The organism is Salinimicrobium soli (assembly GCF_048323655.1).
Taxonomy (GTDB): domain Bacteria; phylum Bacteroidota; class Bacteroidia; order Flavobacteriales; family Flavobacteriaceae; genus Salinimicrobium; species Salinimicrobium soli.
The window spans coordinates 39,064-64,337 of the sequence record NZ_JBLUWW010000003.1 but is presented as its reverse complement, the minus strand read 5'-3'; the positions used below and the strand labels follow the sequence as shown (position 1 = coordinate 64,337).

Here is a 25,274-nt window from a genome sequence, read left to right as displayed (position 1 = left end):
TTCACATGTAACGTTTTACTATATTTGTTTACTTATCCATTGAATATAACCAACCAAATAGAAAAAATGGAAAAATCTCCTAAGTCAATTGGCGCCACCTATGGTGTGTACCTGGGTGCGATCATGATCCTCCTCACAGCATTGGCCTACGCCTTCAGCCTTGATCTCTTCACCAAATGGTGGTTTGGCATTTTAAGTTTTTTAGTACTGCTGGTGGTATCTATCCTGGCAGTAAGAAATGCAAAAAAACACAAGATCAGTTACTTTTCTTTCAAGAACGCTTTTACGGCTTATTTTGTCACCGTTTTTGTAGGAATGCTTATAGCTACTGTTTTTAGTATTCTCCTGTTCACTGTTATTGATCCCGAGGCCGCCGAAGTAGTTGCCGAAAAGACCATGGAAGCCTCTCGCGCCATGATGGAAAACTTCGGTGCTCCAGAAGCCAGTATTGATGAAGCCCTTGCCGAAATGCAGAACAACAATCAGTTCTCTGTAGGGAACCAACTCAAAAGATTCGTCTATAGCCTTGGTTTTTACCTGATCATTGGCCTTATCATTGCCCTTATCTTTAAGGAAAGAAATCCGGAGAAGGTTTAAACTATGCAGTTATCTATCGTCATCCCCCTTCTTAACGAGGAAGAGTCTCTAAATGAACTATATAATTGGATCGCATCGGTGATGCGGTCCAATTCTTTTTCCTATGAGATCATTTTTATAGATGACGGCAGTACCGATGGCTCCTGGAAGATCATCAAAAAACTTTCTGCGGAAGACCCTATGGTCAAAGGGATCAAGTTCAACCGAAACTACGGAAAGTCCCAGGCCCTGCATGTAGGTTTTGATAAAGCCGAAGGCGATGTCATTATCACAATGGATGCAGACCTGCAGGACAACCCTGAAGAGATCCCCGAACTCTATGACCTCATAATCAAACAGGGATATGACCTCATTTCGGGCTGGAAAAAGAAGCGCTATGATTCGGTTCTTTCCAAGAACCTGCCATCCAAACTATTCAATGCCGCTGCCCGAAAGACTTCCGGACTTAAATTACACGATTTCAACTGCGGACTTAAAGCCTACCGAAGAGCTGTAGTCAAGAATATTGATGTGTACGGGGAAATGCACCGGTATATTCCTGTACTGGCAAAAAATGCCGGATATTCCAAAATAGACGAAAAAGTAGTGCAGCACCAGGCCCGAAAATACGGTAAAACTAAATTTGGAGCCGAAAGATTCATCAACGGATTTCTCGACCTTATTACCATCTGGTTCCTGTCAAAGTTTGGAAAACGGCCTATGCACCTCTTCGGAGCCCTGGGAATCCTGATGTTCTTCTTCGGATTTTTAGCTGCAGCCTGGATTGGTGGTTCCAAGTTGTACAAGCTATACCACGGAATGCCTAATATACTGGTGACTGACAACCCGTGGTTCTACATCTCCCTCACCACCATGGTAATAGGAACCCTTCTTTTCCTCGCCGGATTTCTGGGTGAACTCATCCTTAGAAGCAGCAGGGAAAAGGAAAGGTATCGTATTAGTGAAACTACCGGCCGCTTTTAATTCCCTTTCCCACATAAATCCTTATTTTTGTGGCTGGAAAAAATTGAATTTACATGAGCTATTACGACATAGAGAGCAGAGCAGAAGCCTGGTTAAAACCAACTTTTGACGAGAAAACACGTGCTGAAGTTAAAGAACTTCTAGAGAAGAACCCTGACGAACTAAAGGAAAGCTTTTATAAAGATCTTGAATTTGGTACCGGCGGAATGCGCGGTATCATGGGGGTAGGAACCAACAAGATCAACAAATATACCCTTGGAAAGAACACCCAGGGCCTGTCTAACTACCTAAAAAAGCAATTTCCGGGCGACGAACTAAAAGTGGTGATCGCTTATGACTGCAGGAACAACAGTAAAGAACTTGCTCAGGTGGTGGCTGATGTATTTTCGGCAAACGGGATCCAGGTTTACCTTTTTTCAAACCTGCGCCCCACTCCGGAACTTTCTTTCTCAGTAAAATATCTGAATTGTCACTGCGGAATTGTTTTAACCGCGAGCCATAATCCGCCGGAATATAACGGGTATAAGGTATATTGGAAAGACGGAGGCCAATTAGTGCCGCCTCAGGATTCTGAAATAGTTGCTGAAATCGCTGAACTACAATATGATGAGATCAACTTTGAAGCAAAACCTGAAAGGATCGTAATGATCGATGAGGAAGTTGATGAAGCTTTTGCAAAAGCCTCTGTTGCCAATGGCAGTTTTGACACTCCGAAGGAAGCTAAAGAAAACCTGAAGATCGTTTTCACCTCTCTCCACGGCACCTCTATCACCATGATACCAAAGGTGCTTAATGAAGCAGGATATATCAATCTAAGCATTGTTGAGGAACAAAAAGAACCTAACGGAAATTTCCCAACGGTAAAATCTCCAAACCCTGAAGAACCGGAAGCCCTGAAAATGGCGCTCGAAAAAGCGGAAAAAGAACAGGCAGATATCGTGATTGGTACCGATCCTGACTGTGATCGTCTTGGCGTAGCGGTAAGGAATACCCAGGGTGAAATGACACTTTTGAATGGTAACCAGACCATGCTCGTTATGACCTGGTTCTTGCTGGAACAATGGAAAAAAGAAGGTAAAATTAAAGGTAAAGAATTTGTAGGCTCCACCATTGTGTCGACCCCTATGCTGCGCATATTGGTTCAAGATTATGGAGTAGAATACAAGGAAGGCCTCACCGGATTCAAATGGATCGCAAAAATGATCAAAGATAATCCGGGTCTTGATTTTATTGGAGGTGGTGAAGAAAGCTTCGGATTTATGGTGGGCGATTTTGTTCGCGATAAAGATGCTGTGACCTCTACCCTGCTCGCCTGTGAAATTGCAGCGCAGATGAAAGCCGATGGGATCTCTTTCTATGAAAAAATGCTCGAGTTGTACGTGAAGTATGGCTTCTACAAAGAAGCTCTTATTTCCCTTGTCAAAAAAGGAATTGACGGGGCAGAGCAGATCCGGAATATGATGATCAGCCTCAGGGAAAATCCGCTAACTGAGATCAACGGTGAGAAAGTGGTACTTGTGGAAGATTACCAGAGTTCAAAATCTTTCAACTACGGGTTAACTGAAACAGAGATCACCGAGCTGAAAGTTCCAAAATCAAATGTATTAATTTACTACACCGAAAACGGAACCAAGATCGCTGCGCGTCCAAGTGGAACAGAACCTAAGATCAAATTCTATATAAGCGTCAATGCACCTCTTGATTCTGTAAAAGATCACGAAAAGGTGGAGCAGGAACTTTCAGAAAAGATCGCCGCAATTAAATCTGAGTTAAAACTGGCCTAGGCCACGCCCATGAATTACTTCAAGAAGATTATGATGTTTGCGATCCCATACAAAAGGTTCGCAATCCTCAATATTATTTGTAACATTCTGTTTGCGCTGTTCAGCACGCTTTCATTTCTCGCACTCATTCCAGTTATCAACGTACTCTTCGACAAAAGTAAAAGAGTGGTTGAGGCACCCGAATGGACCGGGTGGAGAGACGTGAAGGACTATGTGATTGGAAGTTTCAATTATGAGGTTTCTCAAAGAGTGAACGAAGATGAGTTATCGGCCCTCATCTTTATCTGCGGAATTGTTGTCTTATTGTTCTTCCTGAAGAACCTTTTTGGATACCTGGCCGCATTCTTTATCACCTTTCTTCGGAATGGAGTGTTGCGCGATGTGAGGAACGCCATTTATGACAAGATCCTTGAGCTTCCGGTCTCCTACTTTTCAGAAAAGCGAAAAGGAGACACCATTTCCAGAATTACGGCAGATGTAAATGAAGTGCAGGTCTCTTTCCTTTCGATACTGGAATTGGTGGTACGGGAACCGCTTACCATTATCTTCACGATTATTGCCATGCTCATAATGAGTGCGAAACTAACCCTGTTCGTATTTATCTTCTTACCTGTTTCCGGGTTTATAATCTCTGCTATTGGGAAAAAATTGAAACGAAGATCAGAACAGGCACAACAGGAGAACGGGTATTTCCTTTCCCTGGTTGAAGAGACCCTTTCCAGTCTCAAAATCGTGAAAGGTTTTACTGCGGAAGATAAATTCAGAGCCCGTTTCAGAGAATCTACAGATCGTTTAAAAAGGATCCTGGACAGTTTGCTGAACAGGCAGAACCTTGCTTCTCCCACCAGTGAATTCCTGGGGATCTTTGTTATTGTGATCATCCTTTGGTTTGGCGGGAATATGGTATTGGTAGATGAAACCCTGGCTCCTGCTACTTTTATTGCTTTTTTGGGCCTCGCTTATAACATCCTGACTCCTGCAAAGCAGATTAGTAAAGCGTCCTACAGTGTCAAAAAAGGGAATGCAGCAGCCGAAAGGATCTTTCAGGTCCTGGAAACAGAAACAAATATCAAGGATGCTCCCGATGCCATTGAGAAAAAGGATTTTGAGCATTCAGTAGAGATCGAGGACATCACTTTCAAATATGAAGATGAGAACGTTCTTCATGATTTCAGTATCAAAGTCCCTAAAGGAGCTACCGTAGCCCTGGTGGGACAATCGGGTAGCGGAAAATCTACAATTGCCAACCTTGTTACCCGCTTTTATGACGTGAACCAGGGTGGGATCAAGATCGACGGAATTGACATTAGACAGATCTCGAAAAAATCGCTTCGCGGATTAATGGGGTTGGTGACCCAGGATTCCATTTTGTTCAATGATAGTATCAGGAACAATGTGGGGCTAGGAAAAGACAATGCGACAGATGAGGAGATCATTGAGGCTTTAAAGATCGCCAACGCCTGGGAATTCGTAAAAGACCTTCCAAAAGGACTTGACACGAACATTGGAGACAGCGGAAATAAATTAAGTGGAGGACAAAAACAACGCCTTTCCATTGCCAGGGCAGTTTTAAAGAATCCCCCTATTATGATCCTCGACGAGGCCACTTCGGCTTTAGATACCGAGAGTGAACGTTTGGTACAAAAAGCTCTTGAAAACATGATGAGGAACCGGACTTCAATAGTCATTGCTCACAGGCTTTCCACCATTCAAAACGCCGACAATATTGTGGTGATGCAAAAAGGTAGGATTGTGGAACAGGGACGTCATGAAGAATTGCTCAGCCGCAGGTCTACTTACCAAAAATTGGTGGAAATGCAGTCTTTTGAATAGGCAGACTACAAAACTTCTCGAAAAACATATTGGTATAAACGAAAAAAATGGATGAAGTAGGTTCACCCATTTTTCTTAATCTTACCCCCATCTTGGGGCTAACGGAGATAAGATCTCCTTAATTTGGAGCAAAAAAGATTACTTTTTCACAATGTGAAGATACTACAAAAAACGATACAACAAAATTTTTTGTGTATTTTATCTACATTTTGTGTATTTCATCGATGTTTTTCCTGTTTTTCAGCGTTTACGGAGCAGGGAGAATTAAAGAAATCCTGTTATCTTTAACGGCCGGAAAAATCCGGATTAAAGTGAAACTTTGAATACTTCCGAAGAAAAACTTGTACGCGAACTACAGGATCCCGAGACCAGAAATGAGGCTTTCAGGGATCTACTGCAGCAGTATCAGGAACGCCTGTACTGGCAAATACGGAATATTGTAAAGAATCACGAAGATGCAGATGATGTACTGCAGAACACTTTTATCAAGATCTTTAATAATATTATTAAATTTAAAGGGGAGAGTCAGTTATTCTCCTGGATGTATCGAATTGCCACAAATGAAGCCATCACTCACGTGAATAAACAGGCGAAGAAAAAACACATTAGTTCTGAAGAGTTACAGCAACAGGTGATTGATAATCTTCAAAATGACGTATATTTTGAAGGGGATGAGATACAGCTTAAACTGCAAAAAGCAATTGCAACCCTGCCTGAAAAGCAACAGCAGGTGTTCAATATGAAGTATTTTCAGGAATTGAAGTACAAAGAGATATCGGCGATCGTTGGAACTTCTGAAGGAGCTTTAAAGACCTCCTATCATATTGCATCAAAAAAAATCGAAGAATTTTTAAAACACAATTAAACCTTGGCACGAAATTTCAGTCAAATAAACAAATGAAAGAGAAACAGTTACCATATCATCAAAAAACAGGATTTAAAGTCCCGGAAAATTATTTCCAGGATTTTGAGGCCCGTATGATGCAGAAGGTCACTGCTGAAAACACTGAGACCAAACTCACTAACAATCCATTTAAAGTCCCCGAAAATTATTTTGAAGAGTTTGAGTCCCGACTAATGAATAAGGTACAGGAAGAACCACGGCAGGTAAAAGTGGTTTCGCTGTTTAGCCGAAAACATCTTTCGTTCGTGTCCGGGATCGCAGCCGTGCTCGCTATATTGTTCTACACCACCGTTTTGAACAGCCCAAGCGACTCCGGTTATGAAGATATAGACATGGTTGCCCTTGAAAATTACCTTTTAGAGACCCTGGAATTGGAAAATCCTGAAGAAACTCCTATGATCAATGGTAGGGAATTCAGCTTTGCTTCCTCGGCAAATTCTAACCTGGACAATGAGGCTGTCCTGCAGTATCTCCAGGAAAATATTGATGAACCTTCTATCCTACTTAATGAAGAATAATATGAAAAAGTTACTACTATCTGTCCTGTTCCTAAGCTTTTCCCTCGGCATATCTGCCCAGGAAAAAGATGAACATCGGGAAAGAATAAAAGCTTTAAAAACGGCTTTTATCACCGAACAGATGAACCTGACCGCTCAGGAAGCTCAGCAGTTCTGGCCTATATATAACGAATTTGAAGAAAAGCGCAGAAACCTTTACCGAAGGGAGCATGCAGATGTAGAAAACCTGGAATGCCTGACAGAAGAAAAGGCAAATTCCAAATTGAACGAATACGTAGAATTAGAGCGGGAAGATTTTCTACTGAAAAAGAAATATTATGATGATCTTAAAAAGATCTTCTCGGCGAAAAGGATCATGCAATTAAAGCACGTAGAAGATGAATTCAATAAAAAACTGATGAGGGAATATCGTGCCCGTCGTGGCAATTCTCAATAATTACTTTTTAATTTTGGTTGGTTAGTTGTTATGGTCCGGACGCTCTTTAGCTCCGGACCATTTCTATTTAAAAATAAGCTTTGCCAGCCTGTTTTTTCCCGCCGCATAGGCTACTGAATCATTCAGGAACCTGATGGTATAGAAGCCTTCATCTGATATCTTTTCCCAGGTTTTACCGGAATCTGAAGAATAGTTGATCCCCGTAAAGCCCACAGCTACGACCTCTTCTCCGTCACTTCCCGGCACATACCTCACGCTGCTCTTATATCCCGGCTCCTGCCCTTCAGCGATTAGCTGCCAGGTTATTCCTCCATCATTCGTAATAGCCTTATTGGCTTTATTCTCCTCAGGCGCAGTATAATCTCCACCTATAATTATACCTTTTTCATTATTATAAAAATCCATAGAATAGGCGCCCTGAGTACTTTTTCCCTGTACTATTGGAGTGTCAAAAACCTTCCAGCTCTTTCCTTTATCAGGACTAAAGAAAACTCTTGATCTCATCCCTCCGGAAATGATCCACGTGTTATCCCCTTCCACCGCAATATTGGAATTGCTGGCTGCAAAGGCGGCTTCTCCCTCTTCTACTTCAGGAAGCGCTTCACAAGACAATTTCTTCCAGGTATTGCCACCATCACGGGTAATTATCACAGAAAGACAATTATCTACAGGATCTCCCATCGCAATTCCTTCCTTGTCATTCCAGAAGGTCATGGCATCATAAAACACCTTTTCGTTCTCCTCCTTATATACCAATTCCATTTGGCCACTTTCCCCGGTCTTGTAAAGCAACGCCGGATTTGCGACACTCAGCATGAAAAAATCATTGGAAGTACTGGCAACTGCCCTAAATTCTGGATAAATAGAATCGTACTTCTGCCTGTTCATCTTCACACGGTTCTCTTCGGAATTATACAGTCCGTAATACCCATTAGAACCGGCAAAAGCTACATTATTGCCCATGATCTCAATGGCCCGGATACTAACTGAATCCTCGAGAAGGGTTTGCACTTCCACTTCAGAAAACGGTAATTTTTCAGGCTTTTTTTCAGTTGAATTACAAGCTGTTAGTGCTACAGCTATAAAAAAAAGGAATTTCTTCATGTTCTTAATTTGCCTGTAAAGATAGATTTTTCCGACGTCAAAAAACCGTACCTTTGCGGCTTCAAACAAATTATATGCGCTTATACAGAAACCTGGTCTTTGCAACCGTAGATGCACTTGGAGAAATTTTTAATGAAGGAGAATACGCCGATAAGGTGATCGCAAAGACCCTGAAAAGGGACAAACGTTGGGGCTCGCGAGACAGGAGCTTTATTGCTGAAACTACTTATGATATAGTTCGCTGGAAAAGACTTTATGCCGAAATTGCGGAAGTAAAAGCACCTTATTCCCGTGAAAACCTATTCCGGATGTTTGCGGTGTGGGCCACATTAAGAGGAATTGAACTTCCAGACTGGAAACAAATAGAGCCTACCCCAACCCGTCGTATCAAAGGAAAATTTGATGAACTCAGCCAGATAAGAAAGTACCGCGAATCCATTCCGGATTGGTTGGATGAACTGGGAGTTAAGGAACTGGGAGAACAGGTTTGGGAAAAGGAGATTCACGCGCTTAACGAGCAGGCGCCGGTAGTACTAAGGACTAACACATTAAAGACCACCAGGGAAGAGCTCCAAAAAGAGCTTCAGAAAGAAGGATTTGAAACTGAATTTGTTAAGGACCATCCTTATGCATTACAGTTAAAGGAACGGGCAAATGTTTTTACATCAGAAGCCTTTAAAAATGGCCTTTTTGAAGTACAGGATGCTTCCTCACAGTTGGTAGCCGACTTTTTAGAAGTGGAACCAGGAATGCGGGTGGTAGACACCTGTGCCGGAGCCGGCGGAAAGACCCTGCACCTTGCTGCTCTTATGCAAAACAAAGGTCAGTTGATCGCCACCGACATTTATGCCAATAAATTAAAAGAACTGAAACGCCGTGCCCGTCGTGCAGGAGCTCATAATATTGAACCTCGAGCCATCGACTCCAACAAGGTTATCAAAAAATTATATGGTAGTGCCGACAGAGTTTTGATCGATGCTCCCTGTAGCGGTTTGGGCGTATTAAGCCGAAATCCTGATGCCAAATGGAAGTTGCAGCCCGAATTTATGGACACCATCAAACAAACTCAGGAAGAGATATTGAAACAGTATTCCAAAATTGTTAAAGACGGCGGAAAAATGGTGTATGCGACCTGTTCCATATTACCTTCAGAAAACCAGGAGCAGGTACAGAAATTTTTGCAGTCAGAGGAAGGCAGCAGTTTCAGCCTGAAAAAGGAAGAAAAGATCCTTTCCAGTGAAACCGGTTTCGACGGATTTTACATGGCCTTGTTAGAGAAAAAGTAAGATTTGGGCTAAAGCCCTTTTTTAAGATAATTCTTATTGCCTCCGGATAAATCCGGAGGCAATTTATTTTTAGCCAAACTCGAAAAGACCTCCGAAAATATCATTTTTGAGACCTCTTATTTTTGTTCTGAGAAGTATAGATGACTTAAAAAATGTAAATTTGCCGTTCAACAACACAAAACTATCCAGGATGATCCTATTCTTCGGAAATAAACCTAATAAGGTATATGCGGTTGAAACGCATAAGGCCGTCTCGGCCGAAAATATTGTCAAGTTAAACTGGCTTTTTGGAAATGCACAATACCTGGATAAATCTGCACTGGCAGATTTTTTTGTTGGTCCCCGTGCGGCCATGATCACTCCATGGAGCACCAATGCGGTAGAGATCACTCAAAATATGGGAATTGAAGGTATTCGGCGGATTGAAGAATTTATTGAGGTAGACGAGCATTTTCATGATTATGATCCAATGCTTTCTCAGAAATACAACGGGCTGGATCAAAAGATCTTCGAGATCAATATTGAGCCGGAGCCCATTCTTGAGGTAGATAATATTGCTGCTTACAACGAAAAGGAAGGATTGGCTCTAAATGAAGAGGAAGTAGATTACCTCGAGAAACTTTCTGGTAGGTTGGGAAGAAAACTTACAGATTCTGAAGTTTTCGGATTTTCCCAGGTGAATTCTGAACACTGCCGACATAAGATCTTTAACGGCACCTTCGTAATAGATGGCAAGGAAATGTCCTCGACCCTCTTCAAACTGATCAGAAAAACTTCCGAAGAGAATCCAAATGATATAGTTTCAGCGTATAAAGACAATGTGGCCTTTGTGAAAGGTCCGCGGGTGGAACAATTTGCACCGAAGACTGCGGACAAACCCGATTATTATAAAAAGACAGATTTTGATTCGGTTATTTCGCTGAAAGCCGAAACCCATAATTTCCCTACAACCGTTGAACCTTTTAACGGGGCAGCAACCGGAAGCGGAGGAGAGATAAGAGACAGGCTGGCCGGAGGAAAAGGTTCGTTGCCGCTGGCAGGAACCGCTGTTTACATGACCTCTTATTCCCGTTTGGAGGAAAACAGGCCATGGGAAAAAGCATTTCCCGAGCGCCCCTGGTTGTACCAGACTCCTATGGATATCTTGATCAAGGCTTCTAACGGAGCTTCAGATTTTGGAAATAAATTCGGGCAACCGCTCATCGCAGGTTCAGTTTTGACCTTTGAACATTCCGAAGACAGAAGAGCTTTAGGATATGACAAGGTGATCATGCTGGCCGGTGGAATTGGTTATGGTAAAGCAAGCCAGGCGATAAAAGATGTTCCAAAAAAGGGAGATAAGATCGTTGTTCTGGGAGGAGAAAATTACCGTATCGGAATGGGAGGAGCTGCCGTTTCTTCTGCCGATACAGGAGAATTCAGCAGTGGGATTGAGCTAAACGCCATACAGCGATCCAACCCTGAAATGCAAAAAAGAGCTGCAAACACCATTCGTGCAATGGTAGAATCAGAAAAGAACCCCATCGTTTCGATCCATGACCACGGTGCAGGAGGCCATCTTAACTGTTTGAGCGAACTGGTAGAAGATACCGGTGGAAATATCGACCTCGATAAATTACCTGTTGGGGATCCTACCCTTTCTGCAAAAGAGATCATTGGAAATGAATCCCAGGAACGAATGGGACTCATTATTTCTGAAAAAGACCTGCAGGAAATGCAGAAAATTGCTGAGCGCGAAAGAACACCACTATACGCTGTTGGAGAGGTGACCGAAGATCGACAATTCACTTTCAAGAGCCAGAAAACCGGTGCTAAACCAATGGACCTGGCACTGGGAGATATGTTTGGAAGCTCTCCAAAAATGATCATGAAAGATAAGACGGTCCGCAGAAACTATGAAGATGTGGACTATTACCAGGAAGACCTGCACGATTACCTCGAGCAGGTGCTGCAACTGGAAGCTGTAGCTTCCAAGGACTGGTTGACCAATAAAGTTGACCGCTGTGTGACCGGTCGCGTTGCGAAGCAGCAAACAGCCGGACCGCTGCAGTTGCCACTCAACAACTGCGGAGTGATGGCACTTGACTACAAGGGCAAGGAAGGGGTTGCAACTTCGATTGGCCACTCCCCTGTTTCGGCCCTTATTGATCCTGTGGCAGGATCCAGAAACTCGATCGGTGAAGCTTTAACCAATATCGTGTGGGCTCCGCTTGAAAAGGGATTGAAATCTATTTCATTATCGGCAAACTGGATGTGGCCCTGTAACAATGAAGGAGAAGATGCAAGGTTGTACCAGGCGGTACAGGGAGTATCAGATTTCGCGGTTTCACTTGGGATCAATGTTCCTACCGGAAAAGATTCGCTTTCCATGAAACAGCGCTATGAAGACGGCAATGTACTGGCACCGGGAACAGTGATCATTTCTGCCGCGGCTCATTGTGACGACATTACTAAAGTGGTCGAACCGGTCTTGCATGAGGACGGTGGCGACATTTACTATATCAATTTCTCGGGAGACAACTTTAAACTGGGAGGTTCCTCTTTTGGACAGATCAGGAATAAAGTAGGAAAAGAAGCTCCTACAATTGTTGATGACCAGCAGTTCGCGGCGAAATTCAATGTGATCCAGAAACTTATAAGGGAAGGTCTTATCCTTGCCGGGCACGATGTGGCTTCGGGCGGATTGATCACTACCCTTTTAGAAATGTGCTTTGCAGAGGTTGATCTTTCAGCGAAACTTGATCTTTCAGCTTTAGGCGAAAAAGACAGTGTGAAATTGCTGTTTTCAGAGAACTGCGGAATTGTATTCCAGGCAAAAAATGCTTCCGTAGAAAGCATTTTAGAAGAGCATAAGATCGAGTTCTTCAAGATCGGAAAAGCTACTGAAGGAAAGACTCTTAAGATAAAGAACGGGGAGCAGGAAATGGAATTTGATATTCCAAAGCTGCGTGATACCTGGAGCAGGACTTCTTACCTGCTGGATCAAAAACAAAGTGGAGTTGACAGCGCTACCGAGCGATATAAGAACTACGCAAAACAGCCACTACACTTCAAATTCCCCGAAGGTTTTGATGGAAAACTTCCGAAGATAGACCCTTCAAAAAAGCGAATAAAAGCAGCCATTATTAGGGAAAAAGGATCGAATTCAGAAAGAGAAATGGCCTACGCTATGGACCTTGCCGGATTCGATGTGAAGGATGTTCACATGACCGATCTTATTAGCGGACGTGAAACTCTGGAAGACATTCAGCTGATCGCTGCGGTGGGAGGCTTTTCTAATTCTGACGTCTTGGGAAGTGCAAAAGGCTGGGCCGGTGCATTCCTCTATAACGAAAAAGCGAAAACAGCTCTTGACAATTTCTTTGCAAGAGAAGACACGCTTTCCCTGGGAGTTTGTAACGGATGTCAATTGTTCCTGGAACTCGGATTGTTACACCCGGACCACGATGAAAAACCTAAAATGCTGCACAACGAATCGCACAAATTTGAATGTAATTTCACCTCTGTTGAAATTGCTGAGAATGATTCGGTCATGCTGCATTCCCTTTCCGGAAGCAGATTAGGTATCTGGGCTGCACACGGCGAAGGAAAATTCAGCTTCCCTTACGAAGAGGAGCGATATAAGATCATTGGAAAATACGGGTATGAAGGCTATCCTTCCAATCCGAATGGATCGCATTACAATACTGCGATAATTGTAAGTGATGACGGAAGACATCTTGCCATGATGCCTCACCTCGAACGTTCTACTTTCCCATGGAACTGGGCAAGTTATCCAAAGAACAGAAAAGATGAAGTGAGCCCATGGATCGAGGCTATGATCAATGCCAGAGAATGGCTTGAGAAGCATCAGAAATAAAAAATCAAAAGCTCCTGTACCAGATAGTACAGGAGCTTTTTTTATTTGATCTATTCCATAATTATTCCGGTCAATACCACTACTTCCACAAGTTCTCCGTCTTCATAGCCTTCTTCTTTTATCAGGCCAAACCCCGGAGCATAATATTTCAATTCATACACATTGGGTTCAAAAGGATTTACATCTTTTGTTACCAGCACGTTTTCATAGGTATCCATGTCGGTAACTACAGTTGCATCCAGTGCTACAACTTCAGCATAATCTTCAGCCTCTCCTTTATAGTATTCCTGATAATAGACCTGCCCTGCATAAGGATCGGCAGGCAACCAATATCCCGGTAAAGCTCCATCTACTCCTGCTTCCCATGAACCTTCGTTATTTACATATTCTCCGTTTTCGTCATAAGTCTTGGAATCTTCTCCCATGTACCAGATATTACCGGAATCATCCTGCGCCAACCAGTCATCGGTATCTTCACGAATAACTCCATCTTCATAAACAGCATCATGTTGAATGACCACAGTAATTCCCATAATTTCTTTGGTTTCTGATCTTCTCTCAATTAGGATCGTTTCTACAGCCTCTGAACCTATTTCCCCTTCTTCTACTTCATAGGCCTCATACTCATAAATTGCAAAGGCGGGTGGCCCATAATAGGGATTTGTAAGGTTAGTAGGATCTGAAAAAATGGCTTCTGAAAAATCAGGAACATCTTCCGGAATTGAGCCGTCTCCATCCTCACAACCAAAGAAAAGATGTTGATAGTCGAGATTGGAGTCACCTTCAAAATTGTCCATTATATCGTCCCTGCTAAGGCTTCCGGAAATAGTCATCTCATTGGCATCATACACGCCTTCCCAATCAAGAAGGGTTATTGTGTAATCAATATAATCCTCCTCATCATCAAACCGGGTCAAATTAGGAAGTTGAAGACACAAGGGGTCAGCATAAGGCTCACCTGCATTAGTTGTTCCTACTGAATTTTCAACACCCCGAAGGAAAGGTTCCCCGTCCACGTCAATATCAATAGAATATCTGGCAGGATAATGACGACCATTTTCATTGCAGTAGTTACCGAAGAAGCAATATTCAAAGACTTCGGTCGGGATTAGATCAAAAAATTCATAGCCATACTGATTAACATCACGGTTATCAAAACAAAGCACTGTGACATCAGTATACTGTTTTACTCCAGCCCGCAAACTGATATTATATGGAAGTACTTCATCCAAAAAATCGGCTAAAACACCTCCTCTTGGAGCCAACCATTTCAACACACCATTGGCATTATACACGGCAAAATACTCCAGAGAATAGTCCCCGGGAACCAATTCCAACTCGGGAACATATTTAGTGAACAATTGACCAGAAACCAGATCTATTCTAAAAGGATCGGCCATTGAACCCACTATTTCGGTATCTCCCTGCATGAGAACAATTTCCACATAGGCAGGTGCATCATCTGAACAATCGGGAAACTCCAAAAGGTCTGATTGTTTATTCTGAGTTCTTTCAGCCAGATCCTGCACTATGGTTCCAAAGGTTAAAGTTGCTTTATTTTGCATCTGATCATTCCCGCCATCATCCTTAGTACATGACGTAAGTGTTAGAGCAGCCATAGCCACACAGACCGCATAAAATTTCCATTTTTCCATAATTGAAACGGTTTAATTAATATTAATTAGAGTGGTTAATCTTCATTACATGTGGGAGGGCAGAATTGCAGTAGCAGCAAATGGAAGAAGCAGGACCTTTAAAAGTAAGTTTAAATATTTCCTCTTTCAATAAGGGAAAACCCTCCTTTTTTGGTCAATGTCCGTTGAACCTAAAAAGACTCTCTCGCTCAGTTGAAATTTTAGTATCTTAAAAAGGAAAAGAAGTGATTATGGTAAAAACAAACCGGAAGTCCTGAAAATGAAGAAAGAAAACTGTCATTATTATTCCTTTAAATCTTTTTATTTGATAGAAGATGGGCTTTAAATCCTTGAAATAGTTTAAAAAAACTACTTAAATATTCACATTCTGTAAATTTTATTTGATATAGCTGCTTCTTTTGCTATTTTGCACAGGCTATTTGTAATTAACCCTATAGATGATAGAGATAAAAAGACTTTTTGATTTCCCCTATTTCCAATTGGAAAATGCCCCTTTGGAGAAATCCCTTGTAACCAAAAAGAACGGAAAATGGGAAGCCGTTTCTTCACAGGAATATATTGACCGTGCTAATGCGGTAAGCCGTGGACTGTTGCGCCTGGGAATACAACCCAATGATAAAATCGCGGTTATTTCCTCCAGTAACAGGACCGAGTGGAATATTCTTGATATCGGAATCCTTCAGGTAGGCGCTCAAAATGTGCCTATTTATCCTACTGTTTCAGAAGATGATTACGAGTATGTGTTGAATCACAGTGAGTCCATCTACTGCTTTGTATCTGACAAAGAAATTCTGGACAAGCTGAATTCCATTAAAGGGAATACTTCCTTAAAAGGAGTGTATTCTTTTGATGAGATCCCCGGCTGCGACAATTGGTCTGAAGTTGAGAAATTAGGACAGGACAATTCGAACAATGAGGAGCTTGATAGCCGCAAAAAAGCTGTTCAGGAAGATGATCTGGCCACTCTCATCTATACCTCCGGAACTACCGGAAGGCCCAAAGGAGTAATGCTTACCCACAAAAATATTGTGAGTGATGTGTTACTGAGTTCAGAAAGAGTTCCTTTTGAATTTGGAGAATATGTCGCTCTGAGTTTCTTACCGGTGTGTCATATTTTTGAAAGAATGATCCTTTACCTATACCAATATTATAGTGTTTCTATTCACTTTGCGGAGTCAATAGATATGATCAGTGATAATCTTAAAGAAGTTAAACCACACGTTATTTCAGCTGTACCAAGATTATTGGAAAAAGTATATGATAAGATCATTGCTAAAGGGACTACCGTTGGAGGAATCAAGCAGAAGCTTTTCTTCTGGGCTGTGGAGCTTGGATTAAAGTATGAGCCATACGGGGCTAATGGTTGGTGGTATGAGACAAAACTAAATATTGCCAGAAAACTAATTTTCTCCAAGTGGAAAGAAGGTCTTGGAGGCCGTATTGAACTTATTGTATCGGGTAGTGCTGCATTACAGCCGAGACTTGCAAGAGTGTTTGCTGCAGCCGGAATTCCGGTTATGGAAGGTTATGGCCTTACAGAAACCTCACCGGTAATTGCTGTTAATGACCAGAGAAATCACGGCTTTAAAATTGGAACAGTAGGAAGAGTTCTGAAAGATGTGGAGGTGAAAATCGCTGAAGATGGAGAGATACTCACTAAAGGGCCTAATGTTATGAAAGGCTATTATAAAGACCCTCAAAAAACAGATGAAGTCATTAATAAGGATGGATATTTCCATACCGGGGATATTGGAGAAATAGATCAGGACGGATTCCTTCGCATTACCGACCGGAAAAAGGAAATGTTCAAGACTTCCGGCGGAAAATATGTTGCTCCACAATTGATCGAAAATCAAATGAAGCAGTCACGCTTTATTGACGAGATCATGGTGATAGGAGAAGGCGAAAAAATGCCTGCAGCTTTTATTCAGCCAAATTTTGAATTTCTAAGAGAGTGGGCGAAAAGAAAACATATACAGGTAGGACCTACTAATGAAGACCTGACCTCTAATAAAGAGGTGATTGGACGTATCCAGGAAGAAGTGGATTTCTATAATCAAAAATTCGGAAGTTGGGAAAAGATCAAACGCTTTGAACTAACCCCCGATGTTTGGAGCATTGAAGGAGAACACCTCACCCCTACTATGAAATTGAAGCGACGAAACATCATCAAGATGTATCAGAAATTATACGATAGGATCTACGAAAAATAGGTCATTTTGAATTCAAGAGATCCGGATCAAAAATCCGGATCTTTTTTTTATCCAGACCTTTCTGTTATAGGTATAAACCCTTAAAAAATCTGTATTTTAGAGGTGCTAAAAATTTCAGCCTCATGAATTCATATACAGCCGCCGAAGACCGCTATGAAAAAATGGAATATCGCCGTTGCGGAAAAAGCGGAATTCTTTTACCCCTTCTTTCACTTGGCCTTTGGCATAACTTCGGAGATATAGACGACTATGATAATGCCCGCCAGATCCTGCGTACTGCCTTTGACAATGGAATAACTCATTTTGACCTTGCTAATAATTACGGACCTCCTTATGGTTCTGCTGAAAAGAACTTCGGAAAGATCTTTGCCGAAGATTTTAAGCAATATCGGGATGAATTGATCATTTCCACGAAGGCAGGCTGGGATATGTGGCCGGGTCCCTATGGAAATTTCGGCTCCCGAAAATATCTTATTGCCAGTCTCGATCAATCCTTACAAAGAATGGGATTGGATTACGTGGATATCTTCTATCACCACCGTCCAGATCCCAACACCCCGCTCGAAGAGACCATGGGCGCACTCGATCACATTGTACGCCAGGGAAAAGCGCTCTACGTGGGTATTTCACAGTATTCAGCTGACGGTACTGCCAGAGCGGCTAAGATCCTGCGGCAACTGGGGACGCCGCTCCTCATTCATCAGCCCCGGTACAATATGTTTGACCGCTGGGTAGAAAAAAGCCTTCTGGACACTCTCGAGAACGAGGGAATTGGAAGTATTGCATTTTCGCCTTTAGAGCAGGGAATTCTGACCGATAAATACCTGAACGGAATTCCGGAAGACTCCAGGGCAGCCCGTGAAGGAGGATATCTGGATAAGGACATCATCACTCCCCAGGTGGTTCAAAAAGTGCAAAAACTGAATGATCTTGCTCAAAAAAGAGGTCAGAGCCTGGCTCAAATGGCAATTGCATGGCTGCTGAAAGATGAAAGGATCACCAGTGTACTCATAGGAGTGAGCAGGGAATCTCAATTGAAAGATAATCTTGACGTAATAAAGAACCGGTCTTTTACTGAAGCTGAATTAAAACAAATTGAACAGATCCTCAAAGAGGAGTAAACCCCGGAAAAAAATATTGCCTTAAAAATGCCCTTTTTGACATGAAATATTTCTCCACTTTTTTACTGCTTATTCTAATTATTCCCGCTGTCGCCCAGGAAAACCTTATCATGAATGTCGATGGAAGAAATCAGGTTTCCCTTAACGGCGAATGGAACTATATTATTGATCCATACGAAACCGGCTTTTACAATTACCGCTTCAGTGAAAGGCAGGAAGACGACCGTGAAGCTTACTGGAACCGGCCCACTGTAAGGAACATTTCTGACAGGTTGGAACATGGATACCAGGAGCCCTATACCATCAAGGTGCCGGGAGACTGGAATTCACAGGCCGAGGTCTTCAAGTACTATGAAGGCACCGTTTGGTATCAACAGGAGTTCGACCTGCCTCCGGTAAAAGATTCCGAAGAGGTGGTTTTATATTTTGGAGCGGTCAACTATGAGGCGCATGTATATCTTAACGGAAAGAAGCTTGGAATGCATAAAGGGGGATTTACACCTTTTAATTTTGAAGTTCCGAAAAGTCTGCTACAGGAGAAGAATAATTTCCTGGTAGTAAAAGTGGATAATAAAAGACATGCAGATGAAATCCCGACCTTGAATACCGACTGGTGGAATTTCGGCGGAATTACCCGCGATGTAAAATTGCTCCTTCTGCCGGAGACCTTTGTTCAGCAATATTCACTTCAGTTGGATCCGGAGCAGGATATCAAAAAGGCACATGAGAGTGGAATATATACTTTATCCGGAAGTATAAAACTAAATGAGCAGCCCAAAAATTCCGAAGTAACTATTGAAATACCTGAACTCAAAGCTAAGAAACAAGTTGAAATCACCGAAGATTCTGCCAACTTCACGTTTCAAGTAAAGGATCTTCAACTTTGGTCTCCCCAAAATCCAAAGCTGTATGAAGTCAAATTAAGTATCGCTGGCAACGAGATTCAGGATAAGATCGGGTTCAGGAAGATCGAGACATCAGGCAAAGACATTATGCTCAATGGAGAAAAGGTCTTTTTACGCGGTATCAGTATACACGAGGAAATTCCGCAGGAAATGCGCCGCGCTAACAGTCGGAAAGATGCCGCCAAGATCTTTGAATATGTGCGGGATCTAAATGCCAATATGGTAAGGCTGGCACATTACCCGCACAACGAAAACATGACCCGGATGGCTGATTCTTTGGGTGTGCTGGTGTGGTCTGAAATTCCGGTTTACTGGACCATTGACTTTGAAAATGAGAACGTCCTTGAAAAAGCAAAAAACCAGCTAAAGGAAATGATCATTAGAGACAGGAACAAAGCTTCGGTGATCATTTGGTCTGTGGGGAATGAAACCCCTGTTAGCGAAGCCAGAACAAAATTTATGAAATCCCTTATTGGTACTGCCCGGGAACTGCACGACACCCGGTTGATCTCGGCTGCTCTAGAGGTGACTAAAGATGATGAAGGGGTGCAGCACGTTAATGATCCTTTGGGACAGTTCACTGATATTGTAGCTGTGAATGAATACCTGGGCTGGTATGGAGCCCTTCCAGATGCCAAGGAAAATTCGACCTGGGAAATCGCTTATGATAAACCACTTTTCTTCAGTGAAACAGGAGCGGGTGCCAAAGCAGGGTTCCACGGAAAAAAAGAAGAACGCTGGACCGAAGAGTTCCAAAAATGGTATTATGAAGAGACTATAAAAATGCTCAGGAATATGCCTGATAACTATTCGGGTGTTTCACCATGGATACTTATGGATTTCCGCTCTCCGCGGCGTAATCATCCAGTCTACCAGGAGGGCTGGAACCGAAAAGGCCTCATCGATAATAACGGAAATAAAAAATTGGCTTTTGATATATTGAAAAGCTACTATAGTAATATAAAAAAAGCTTCGGAAGATAAAAACGAAAAACAGGAACAGCAGCTCATTGCCCCGGGCGCTGAGCTTAAACTTTTGGCCGATGGCTTCGCTTTCACCGAAGGTCCTGCCACAGATGCTGATGGCAATGTGTACTTTACCGATCAGCCTAACAACAAGATCCTAAAATGGTCTGCACAGGATGAAAAGGTTTCTGTTTTTATGGACAATTCAGGTCGGGCAAACGGACTTTATTTTGATAAGGATGGAAATCTTTATGCTGCCGCCGATAATAGATCTGAGCTGTGGAAGATCAGTGACCAAAAGAAAGTCACTATTATTTCTAAGGGCTTTGAGGGAAATAAATTCAATGGCCCCAACGATCTTTGGATAGCTCCCAGTGGTGGCATCTATTTCACCGATCCTTACTACAAAAGACCTTACCGGAATTTTCAAAAGCAGCCTATCAAGGAACAAAAGGTATATTATCTTTCTCCGGATCAAAAACAATTAAAGGTCGCAGCCGATGACCTGATAAAACCTAACGGGATAATAGGAACTCCAGACGGGAAAACATTGTTCGTGGCCGATATCGAAGACAACAAGACCTGGAAATATACTATCGCTGATGATGGAAGTCTTCAAAATAAGACTTTGTTCACGAACCTTGGATCAGACGGAATGACCCTCGACGAAAAAGGAAATCTATACCTAACGGGTAACGGGGTGACAGTATTTAATCCGCAGGGAGAAAAGATCCTTCATATTCCGGTGGAAAAAGAATGGACAGCAAATGTCACTTTTGGAGGGAAAGAAAACTGCACCTTATTCATTACCGCAATGGATTCAGTTTTTGGACTGCAGATGAACGTGAAGGGAGCGAAGTAAAAAAAGCCTTTTAATAATAGATCTCACAGGTTTTGGAAACCTGTGAGGTCTACTTTTTTTAAAACCTACAAGGTTTATAAACCTTGCAGGTTATTTGATATAAACTTCAAGCAGTTCAACTCCTGCTTCAGAATGGATCGCTACATTATTATTTTTGGCAGGTATAAGAACGGTCTCTCCCATCTGAATGGGCTCAGAGTTACCACTTACGGAAATTTCAGCCTTTCCGCTGACGCACATATATATTATAAAAGAATCTAATTGAGAATAGTCCTTTTCCAGCTTTCCCGAGACAGGAAGGTAGTTTGTGGTGAAATATTTACAGCTCGCAATCTCATTTGACGCATTCTTGTTTTTGGAATACTCTCTAAGAAAATCTTCCTTTTTCTCGAAATCAATGGCTTGCAATGCCAGCCCTGTATGTAATTCGCGGGCATTTCCATGCTCATCAACCCTATCCCAGTCAAAAATGCGATAAGTAATATCAGATGTTTGCTGTATTTCAGCCAATAAAACCCCTGTCCCAATAGTGTGAACCTTACCCGGATTGATAAAAAAAGCATCCCCTTTTTTCACTTTTTCAAAGTTCAGTAATTCAGTGATCCTTCCGGAATTTAGATGTTCAAGATATTCTGATTCAGAAATGCTCTTTTTAAAGCCAATATTTATCTCTGCTCCGTTGTCGGCCTGGACGATATACCACATTTCGGTCTTTCCGAAGGAATCATGCTTTTTCCTTGCGATCTCATCATCAGGGTGCAGTTGCACAGAAAGTTCTGTGTTGGCATCAATGAATTTAATAAGTAATGGAAACTCAGAGCTGAAATTTTCAAAATTCTTACTTCCTAGAAATTCAGCCTTGTAAGTTTTTAAAAGTTGGGTAAGAGTTTGGCCTTGCAAGGAACCGTTAGCTACTTCAGAAATGTCATTTTTGACACCCGATATCTCCCAGCTTTCTCCAAGGTCATTTCTGTCAGATCTTTTCTGAAGAACTTCTTTCAGTTTTTTGCCGCCCCAGATCTTCTCCTTTAGAATGGGCTTAAATTTTAAGGGATAATTGAGCATTTAAAAATATTGAAAAGCAAAGATAACCATTTTAGAATCTCATGATCACCTGCTATTACACCAAATAGAAGCCCTGCCCTAAAATTAAACATCTTTAATTATCTGTTAAACTATTAGGACTTAGACAGTTTTAAAGGTCTTTATCTCTTAAATTTATAAGTAGGATTTGCCAATCTCAAAATTTCTTCTATATTTACTATGCGCGCATAATAAATATTTTATAACTTTGAGATCCTATGAAAGACAAGACCATTGACTATGTACTTCGGGCCACCTGGATCTCAATTGCCAAGATGTACAATGAAGAAGCCAGCAAAGAAGGCAGCACTATGGCAACGGGCTTTGCCCTGTTAAGCATTGATCCTGAGAACGGCACCCCCTCTACTTCTCTGGGTCCTAAAATGGGTATGGAAGCTACCAGTTTATCACGTACGCTTAGAACCATGGAAGATAAAGGGCTGATTGAGCGCAAGAAAAATCCTGAAGATGGAAGAAGTGTTCTCATTTATCTCACCAATTTTGGAAGGGAAATGCGCGACTACTCCAAAAAAGTGGTGCTGACCTTTGACGAAGCAGTCAAAAATGAGATCCCTGAAGAAGATCTCGATAAATTCATAGATGTGGCCAATAAGATCATGGAACTTATTGCTTCCAAAAAGATCTACAAGGAAAAAATTTAGAACAGACCTGTTACAAAAAAATAGATTAACAACATGAAACGAAGAATCAACAAAGTTGCAGTTATAGGCTCAGGAATTATGGGTAGCGGTATTGCATGTCACTTCGCCAACATTGGCGTAGAGGTGCTTTTGCTGGACATAGTTCCGAGGGAATTGACAGACAAGGAAAAAAAGAAAGGCCTCACTTTAGAGGATGAAGCCGTGAGAAACAGGATCGTAAATGATTCCTTGCAGGCGGCCTTAAAATCAAAGCCGTCTCCTATATATCATAAAGACTTTGCAAAGCGTATCAAAACCGGTAACCTGGAAGATGATATTTCAAAGGTTTCGGAAGCAGACTGGATCATCGAGGTGGTCGTAGAGAGACTGGATATTAAAAAACAGGTCTTTGACAAGCTGGAAAAGCATAGAAAGAAAGGAACTTTGATCACTTCAAACACTTCCGGAATTCCAATTCAGCAAATGAGCGAAGGCCGAAGTGAAGACTTTAAAAAACATTTCTGCGGAACCCACTTTTTCAATCCTCCAAGATACCTGAGATTGTTCGAGATCATTCCCGGGCCCGAGACTTCTCCTGAAGTACTTGAATTCCTTAATGAGTACGGCGAGAAATTCCTCGGAAAAAAATCGGTGGTTGCGAAAGACACTCCCGCTTTTATTGGAAACCGCGTGGGGATCTTCAGTATCATGAGCCTTTTCCACATGGTAAAGGACATGGATATGACCATTGAAGAAGTTGACAAGCTTACAGGTCCGGTAATAGGAAGGCAAAAATCTGCCACTTTTAGAACGGTAGATGTAGTCGGACTTGACACCCTGGTACACGTTGCCAATGGACTACACAAAGGAGTTCCTACAGATGAGGCCCACAACCTTTTCGCCATGCCAGATTACATCAACACCATGGTGGAAAATGAATGGTTTGGAAGTAAAAGCGGCCAGGGATTCTATAAAAAAATTAAAAATGACGACGGTTCCAGCGAGATCCAATCACTTGATCTAAATACGCTGGAATACCGCCCACAGAAAAAAGCTTCTTTCGCGACACTTGAACTCACAAAAACTATTGATAAAGTAGAAGACAGGTTTAAAGTTCTTGTTGGAGGAAAAGACAAAGCCGGTGAATTTTATCGTAAGAATTTCGCAGCTCTGTTCGCATACGCTTCAAATCGTATTCCGGAGATCACAGATGAGCTCTATAAAATTGACGATGCCATGAAAGCCGGATTCGGCTGGGAACACGGGCCATTCCAGGTCTGGGATGCCATTGGTGTAGAAAAAGGTATTGAAATAATGAAGGCCGAAGGTAAAGAGCCGGCAGCCTGGGTTACTGAGATGCTTGAGAAAGGAAACAAAAGTTTCTATAAGGTTAAGGAAGGAAACACCTATTACTATGACATCCCTAAAAAGGAGTATGTAAAAATTCCGGGGCAGGATGCATTTATCATTCTTGACAACATCAGGGAAAGCAAAGAAGTATTTAAGAATAGCGGAGTGGTGGTCGAAGACCTTGGCGATGGAATCCTGAATGTAGAATTCCGCAGTAAAATGAACACTATCGGCGGTGATGTTCTCGACGGACTTAATAAAGCCATCGATCTTGCTGAAAAGGAATACCAGGGACTGGTTGTAGCTAATGACGGAAAGAACTTCTCTGTAGGCGCCAATATCGGAATGATCTTCATGATGGCCGTAGAGCAGGAATATGATGAATTGAACATGGCCATTAAATATTTCCAGGATACCATGATGAGAATGCGCTACTCTTCGATTCCTACAGTAGCAGCTCCTCATGCCATGACCCTTGGTGGCGGATGTGAGCTTTCACTTCACGCAGATAAAGTAGTTGCGGCAGCTGAAACATACATTGGACTTGTAGAGTTTGGAGTTGGAGTGATCCCCGGTGGAGGTGGATCTAAAGAAATGACCGTTCGCGCGGCCGATACTTTCCAAAAAGATGACGTGGAACTAAATCGTCTTCGTGAGCACTTCCTGACCATTGGTATGGCGAAAGTTTCAACCTCAGCATATGAAGCATTTGATACAAATATCCTTCAGAAAGGGAAAGATATTGTAGTAGTGAATCCAGACCGTCAGCTGGCGATCGCTAAAAAGCACGCCTTATTGATGGCTGAGAATGGATACACTAAACCAATTCCAAGAAATGATATTAAGGTTCTGGGTAAACAGGCGCTGGGAGCATTCTATGTAGGAACAGATCAAATGTTCGCCGGAAAATATATCAGTGAACACGACAAGAAGATCGCCAATAAACTGGCCTATGTGATGGCGGGAGGAGATCTTTCTGAAAACTCTTATGTGAGCGAACAATATCTTCTGGATCTTGAGAGAGAAGCCTTCTTATCTCTTACAGGAGAAAGAAAGACTCTGGAAAGGCTACAACATATGTTGAAAAAAGGTAAGCCTTTAAGAAACTAGTAGTGATAGACTCAAAAGAAGATTTTAAAAACCGTTAGAACAGTAAGTATTTCTGAAAACTTCACACTAACATCATAAAGATAAA

17 protein-coding genes are annotated in these 25,274 nt (G+C 42.1%); 14 read left to right on the top strand and 3 right to left on the bottom strand.

Annotated features, from left to right (window positions below):
• The first annotated feature begins 66 nt into the window (after positions 1-66).
• The 7 genes from ACNORC_RS09710 to ACNORC_RS09680 all read left to right on the top strand — a co-directional run bounded on the left by ACNORC_RS09710 (position 67) and on the right by ACNORC_RS09680 (position 7,035).
• On the top strand, positions 67-597 hold the full coding sequence (locus ACNORC_RS09710; protein ID WP_418335446.1) for a DUF4199 domain-containing protein: 531 nt from the start codon (positions 67-69) through the stop codon (positions 595-597).
• 3 nt (positions 598-600) lie between these two features.
• Entirely contained in the window at positions 601-1,560 is a 960-nt protein-coding gene (locus ACNORC_RS09705) for a glycosyltransferase family 2 protein (protein ID WP_418335445.1), read from the top strand.
• A gap of 53 nt (positions 1,561-1,613) precedes the next feature.
• Entirely contained in the window at positions 1,614-3,344 is a 1,731-nt protein-coding gene (locus tag ACNORC_RS09700; RefSeq protein WP_418335444.1) for a phospho-sugar mutase, read from the top strand.
• A 9-nt stretch (positions 3,345-3,353) separates the two neighbouring features.
• Entirely contained in the window at positions 3,354-5,177 is a 1,824-nt protein-coding gene (locus ACNORC_RS09695) for an ABC transporter ATP-binding protein (RefSeq protein ID WP_418335443.1), read from the top strand.
• A gap of 319 nt (positions 5,178-5,496) precedes the next feature.
• Positions 5,497-6,042 (top strand): RNA polymerase sigma factor, encoded by a 546-nt coding sequence (locus ACNORC_RS09690; protein ID WP_418335442.1) that lies wholly within the window; start codon positions 5,497-5,499, stop codon positions 6,040-6,042.
• Between the two features lie 32 nt (positions 6,043-6,074).
• Positions 6,075-6,599 (top strand): hypothetical protein, encoded by a 525-nt coding sequence (locus ACNORC_RS09685; protein WP_418335441.1) that lies wholly within the window; start codon positions 6,075-6,077, stop codon positions 6,597-6,599.
• A gap of 1 nt (position 6,600) precedes the next feature.
• Positions 6,601-7,035, top strand: coding sequence for a hypothetical protein (locus ACNORC_RS09680; RefSeq protein WP_418335440.1), 435 nt, complete (start codon positions 6,601-6,603; stop codon positions 7,033-7,035).
• A gap of 63 nt (positions 7,036-7,098) precedes the next feature.
• Here the strand turns inward: ACNORC_RS09680 and ACNORC_RS09675 are convergent, their stop codons facing one another.
• The gene (locus ACNORC_RS09675) at positions 7,099-8,139 is read right to left on the bottom strand and encodes a WD40/YVTN/BNR-like repeat-containing protein (RefSeq protein ID WP_418335439.1); all 1,041 of its coding nucleotides are present in this window, start codon (positions 8,137-8,139) and stop codon (positions 7,099-7,101) included.
• A 74-nt stretch (positions 8,140-8,213) separates the two neighbouring features.
• Between ACNORC_RS09675 and ACNORC_RS09670 the strand changes: the two genes are divergently transcribed.
• Together ACNORC_RS09670 and purL are read left to right on the top strand one after the other, a co-directional pair.
• The gene (locus ACNORC_RS09670; protein ID WP_418335438.1) at positions 8,214-9,425 is read left to right on the top strand and encodes an RsmB/NOP family class I SAM-dependent RNA methyltransferase; all 1,212 of its coding nucleotides are present in this window, start codon (positions 8,214-8,216) and stop codon (positions 9,423-9,425) included.
• 190 nt (positions 9,426-9,615) lie between these two features.
• Positions 9,616-13,284 carry a phosphoribosylformylglycinamidine synthase gene (purL, locus tag ACNORC_RS09665; protein WP_418335437.1) on the top strand — a complete coding sequence of 1,223 codons (3,669 nt, stop codon included), beginning with the start codon at positions 9,616-9,618 and terminating at the stop codon, positions 13,282-13,284.
• Between the two features lie 50 nt (positions 13,285-13,334).
• Here the strand turns inward: purL and ACNORC_RS09660 are convergent, their stop codons facing one another.
• A complete protein-coding gene (locus ACNORC_RS09660; RefSeq protein ID WP_418335436.1) occupies positions 13,335-14,939 on the bottom strand; it encodes a hypothetical protein in 1,605 nt (534 codons plus the stop codon).
• A gap of 437 nt (positions 14,940-15,376) precedes the next feature.
• Here ACNORC_RS09660 and ACNORC_RS09655 point away from each other — a divergent pair, with 437 nt between their 5' ends.
• The 3 genes from ACNORC_RS09655 to ACNORC_RS09645 all read left to right on the top strand — a co-directional run bounded on the left by ACNORC_RS09655 (position 15,377) and on the right by ACNORC_RS09645 (position 21,005).
• Positions 15,377-17,152 (top strand): AMP-dependent synthetase/ligase, encoded by a 1,776-nt coding sequence (locus ACNORC_RS09655; RefSeq protein ID WP_418335435.1) that lies wholly within the window; start codon positions 15,377-15,379, stop codon positions 17,150-17,152.
• A 122-nt stretch (positions 17,153-17,274) separates the two neighbouring features.
• The gene (gene mgrA, locus ACNORC_RS09650; protein WP_418335434.1) at positions 17,275-18,273 is read left to right on the top strand and encodes an L-glyceraldehyde 3-phosphate reductase; all 999 of its coding nucleotides are present in this window, start codon (positions 17,275-17,277) and stop codon (positions 18,271-18,273) included.
• A gap of 41 nt (positions 18,274-18,314) precedes the next feature.
• Complete coding sequence (locus ACNORC_RS09645) at positions 18,315-21,005, top strand: SMP-30/gluconolactonase/LRE family protein (protein ID WP_418335433.1); 2,691 nt, start codon at positions 18,315-18,317, stop codon at positions 21,003-21,005.
• A 90-nt stretch (positions 21,006-21,095) separates the two neighbouring features.
• On the opposite strand, the gene ACNORC_RS09640 is transcribed toward ACNORC_RS09645, so the two are convergent.
• Complete coding sequence (locus ACNORC_RS09640) at positions 21,096-22,070, bottom strand: type I phosphomannose isomerase catalytic subunit (RefSeq protein WP_418335432.1); 975 nt, start codon at positions 22,068-22,070, stop codon at positions 21,096-21,098.
• A gap of 236 nt (positions 22,071-22,306) precedes the next feature.
• Between ACNORC_RS09640 and ACNORC_RS09635 the strand changes: the two genes are divergently transcribed.
• A complete protein-coding gene (locus ACNORC_RS09635) occupies positions 22,307-22,750 on the top strand; it encodes a MarR family winged helix-turn-helix transcriptional regulator (protein WP_418335431.1) in 444 nt (147 codons plus the stop codon).
• 33 nt (positions 22,751-22,783) lie between these two features.
• On the top strand, positions 22,784-25,189 hold the full coding sequence (locus tag ACNORC_RS09630) for a 3-hydroxyacyl-CoA dehydrogenase NAD-binding domain-containing protein (protein WP_418335430.1): 2,406 nt from the start codon (positions 22,784-22,786) through the stop codon (positions 25,187-25,189).
• Positions 25,190-25,274: the final 85 nt, after the last annotated feature.

Coding starts and splice junctions, on each gene's coding strand:
- ACNORC_RS09680 (WP_418335440.1), top strand. CDS start 6,601: ATGAAAAAGTTACTACTATCTGTCCTGTTCCTAAGCTTTTCCCTCGGC.
- ACNORC_RS09645 (WP_418335433.1), top strand. CDS start 18,315: ATGAAATATTTCTCCACTTTTTTACTGCTTATTCTAATTATTCCCGCT.
- ACNORC_RS09675 (WP_418335439.1), bottom strand. CDS start 8,139: ATGAAGAAATTCCTTTTTTTTATAGCTGTAGCACTAACAGCTTGTAAT.
- mgrA (WP_418335434.1), top strand. CDS start 17,275: ATGAATTCATATACAGCCGCCGAAGACCGCTATGAAAAAATGGAATAT.
- ACNORC_RS09685 (WP_418335441.1), top strand. CDS start 6,075: ATGAAAGAGAAACAGTTACCATATCATCAAAAAACAGGATTTAAAGTC.
- ACNORC_RS09710 (WP_418335446.1), top strand. CDS start 67: ATGGAAAAATCTCCTAAGTCAATTGGCGCCACCTATGGTGTGTACCTG.
- ACNORC_RS09660 (WP_418335436.1), bottom strand. CDS start 14,939: ATGGAAAAATGGAAATTTTATGCGGTCTGTGTGGCTATGGCTGCTCTA.
- ACNORC_RS09705 (WP_418335445.1), top strand. CDS start 601: ATGCAGTTATCTATCGTCATCCCCCTTCTTAACGAGGAAGAGTCTCTA.
- purL (WP_418335437.1), top strand. CDS start 9,616: ATGATCCTATTCTTCGGAAATAAACCTAATAAGGTATATGCGGTTGAA.
- ACNORC_RS09670 (WP_418335438.1), top strand. CDS start 8,214: ATGCGCTTATACAGAAACCTGGTCTTTGCAACCGTAGATGCACTTGGA.
- ACNORC_RS09640 (WP_418335432.1), bottom strand. CDS start 22,070: ATGCTCAATTATCCCTTAAAATTTAAGCCCATTCTAAAGGAGAAGATC.
- ACNORC_RS09700 (WP_418335444.1), top strand. CDS start 1,614: ATGAGCTATTACGACATAGAGAGCAGAGCAGAAGCCTGGTTAAAACCA.
- ACNORC_RS09655 (WP_418335435.1), top strand. CDS start 15,377: ATGATAGAGATAAAAAGACTTTTTGATTTCCCCTATTTCCAATTGGAA.
- ACNORC_RS09695 (WP_418335443.1), top strand. CDS start 3,354: ATGAATTACTTCAAGAAGATTATGATGTTTGCGATCCCATACAAAAGG.
- ACNORC_RS09630 (WP_418335430.1), top strand. CDS start 22,784: ATGAAACGAAGAATCAACAAAGTTGCAGTTATAGGCTCAGGAATTATG.
- ACNORC_RS09635 (WP_418335431.1), top strand. CDS start 22,307: ATGAAAGACAAGACCATTGACTATGTACTTCGGGCCACCTGGATCTCA.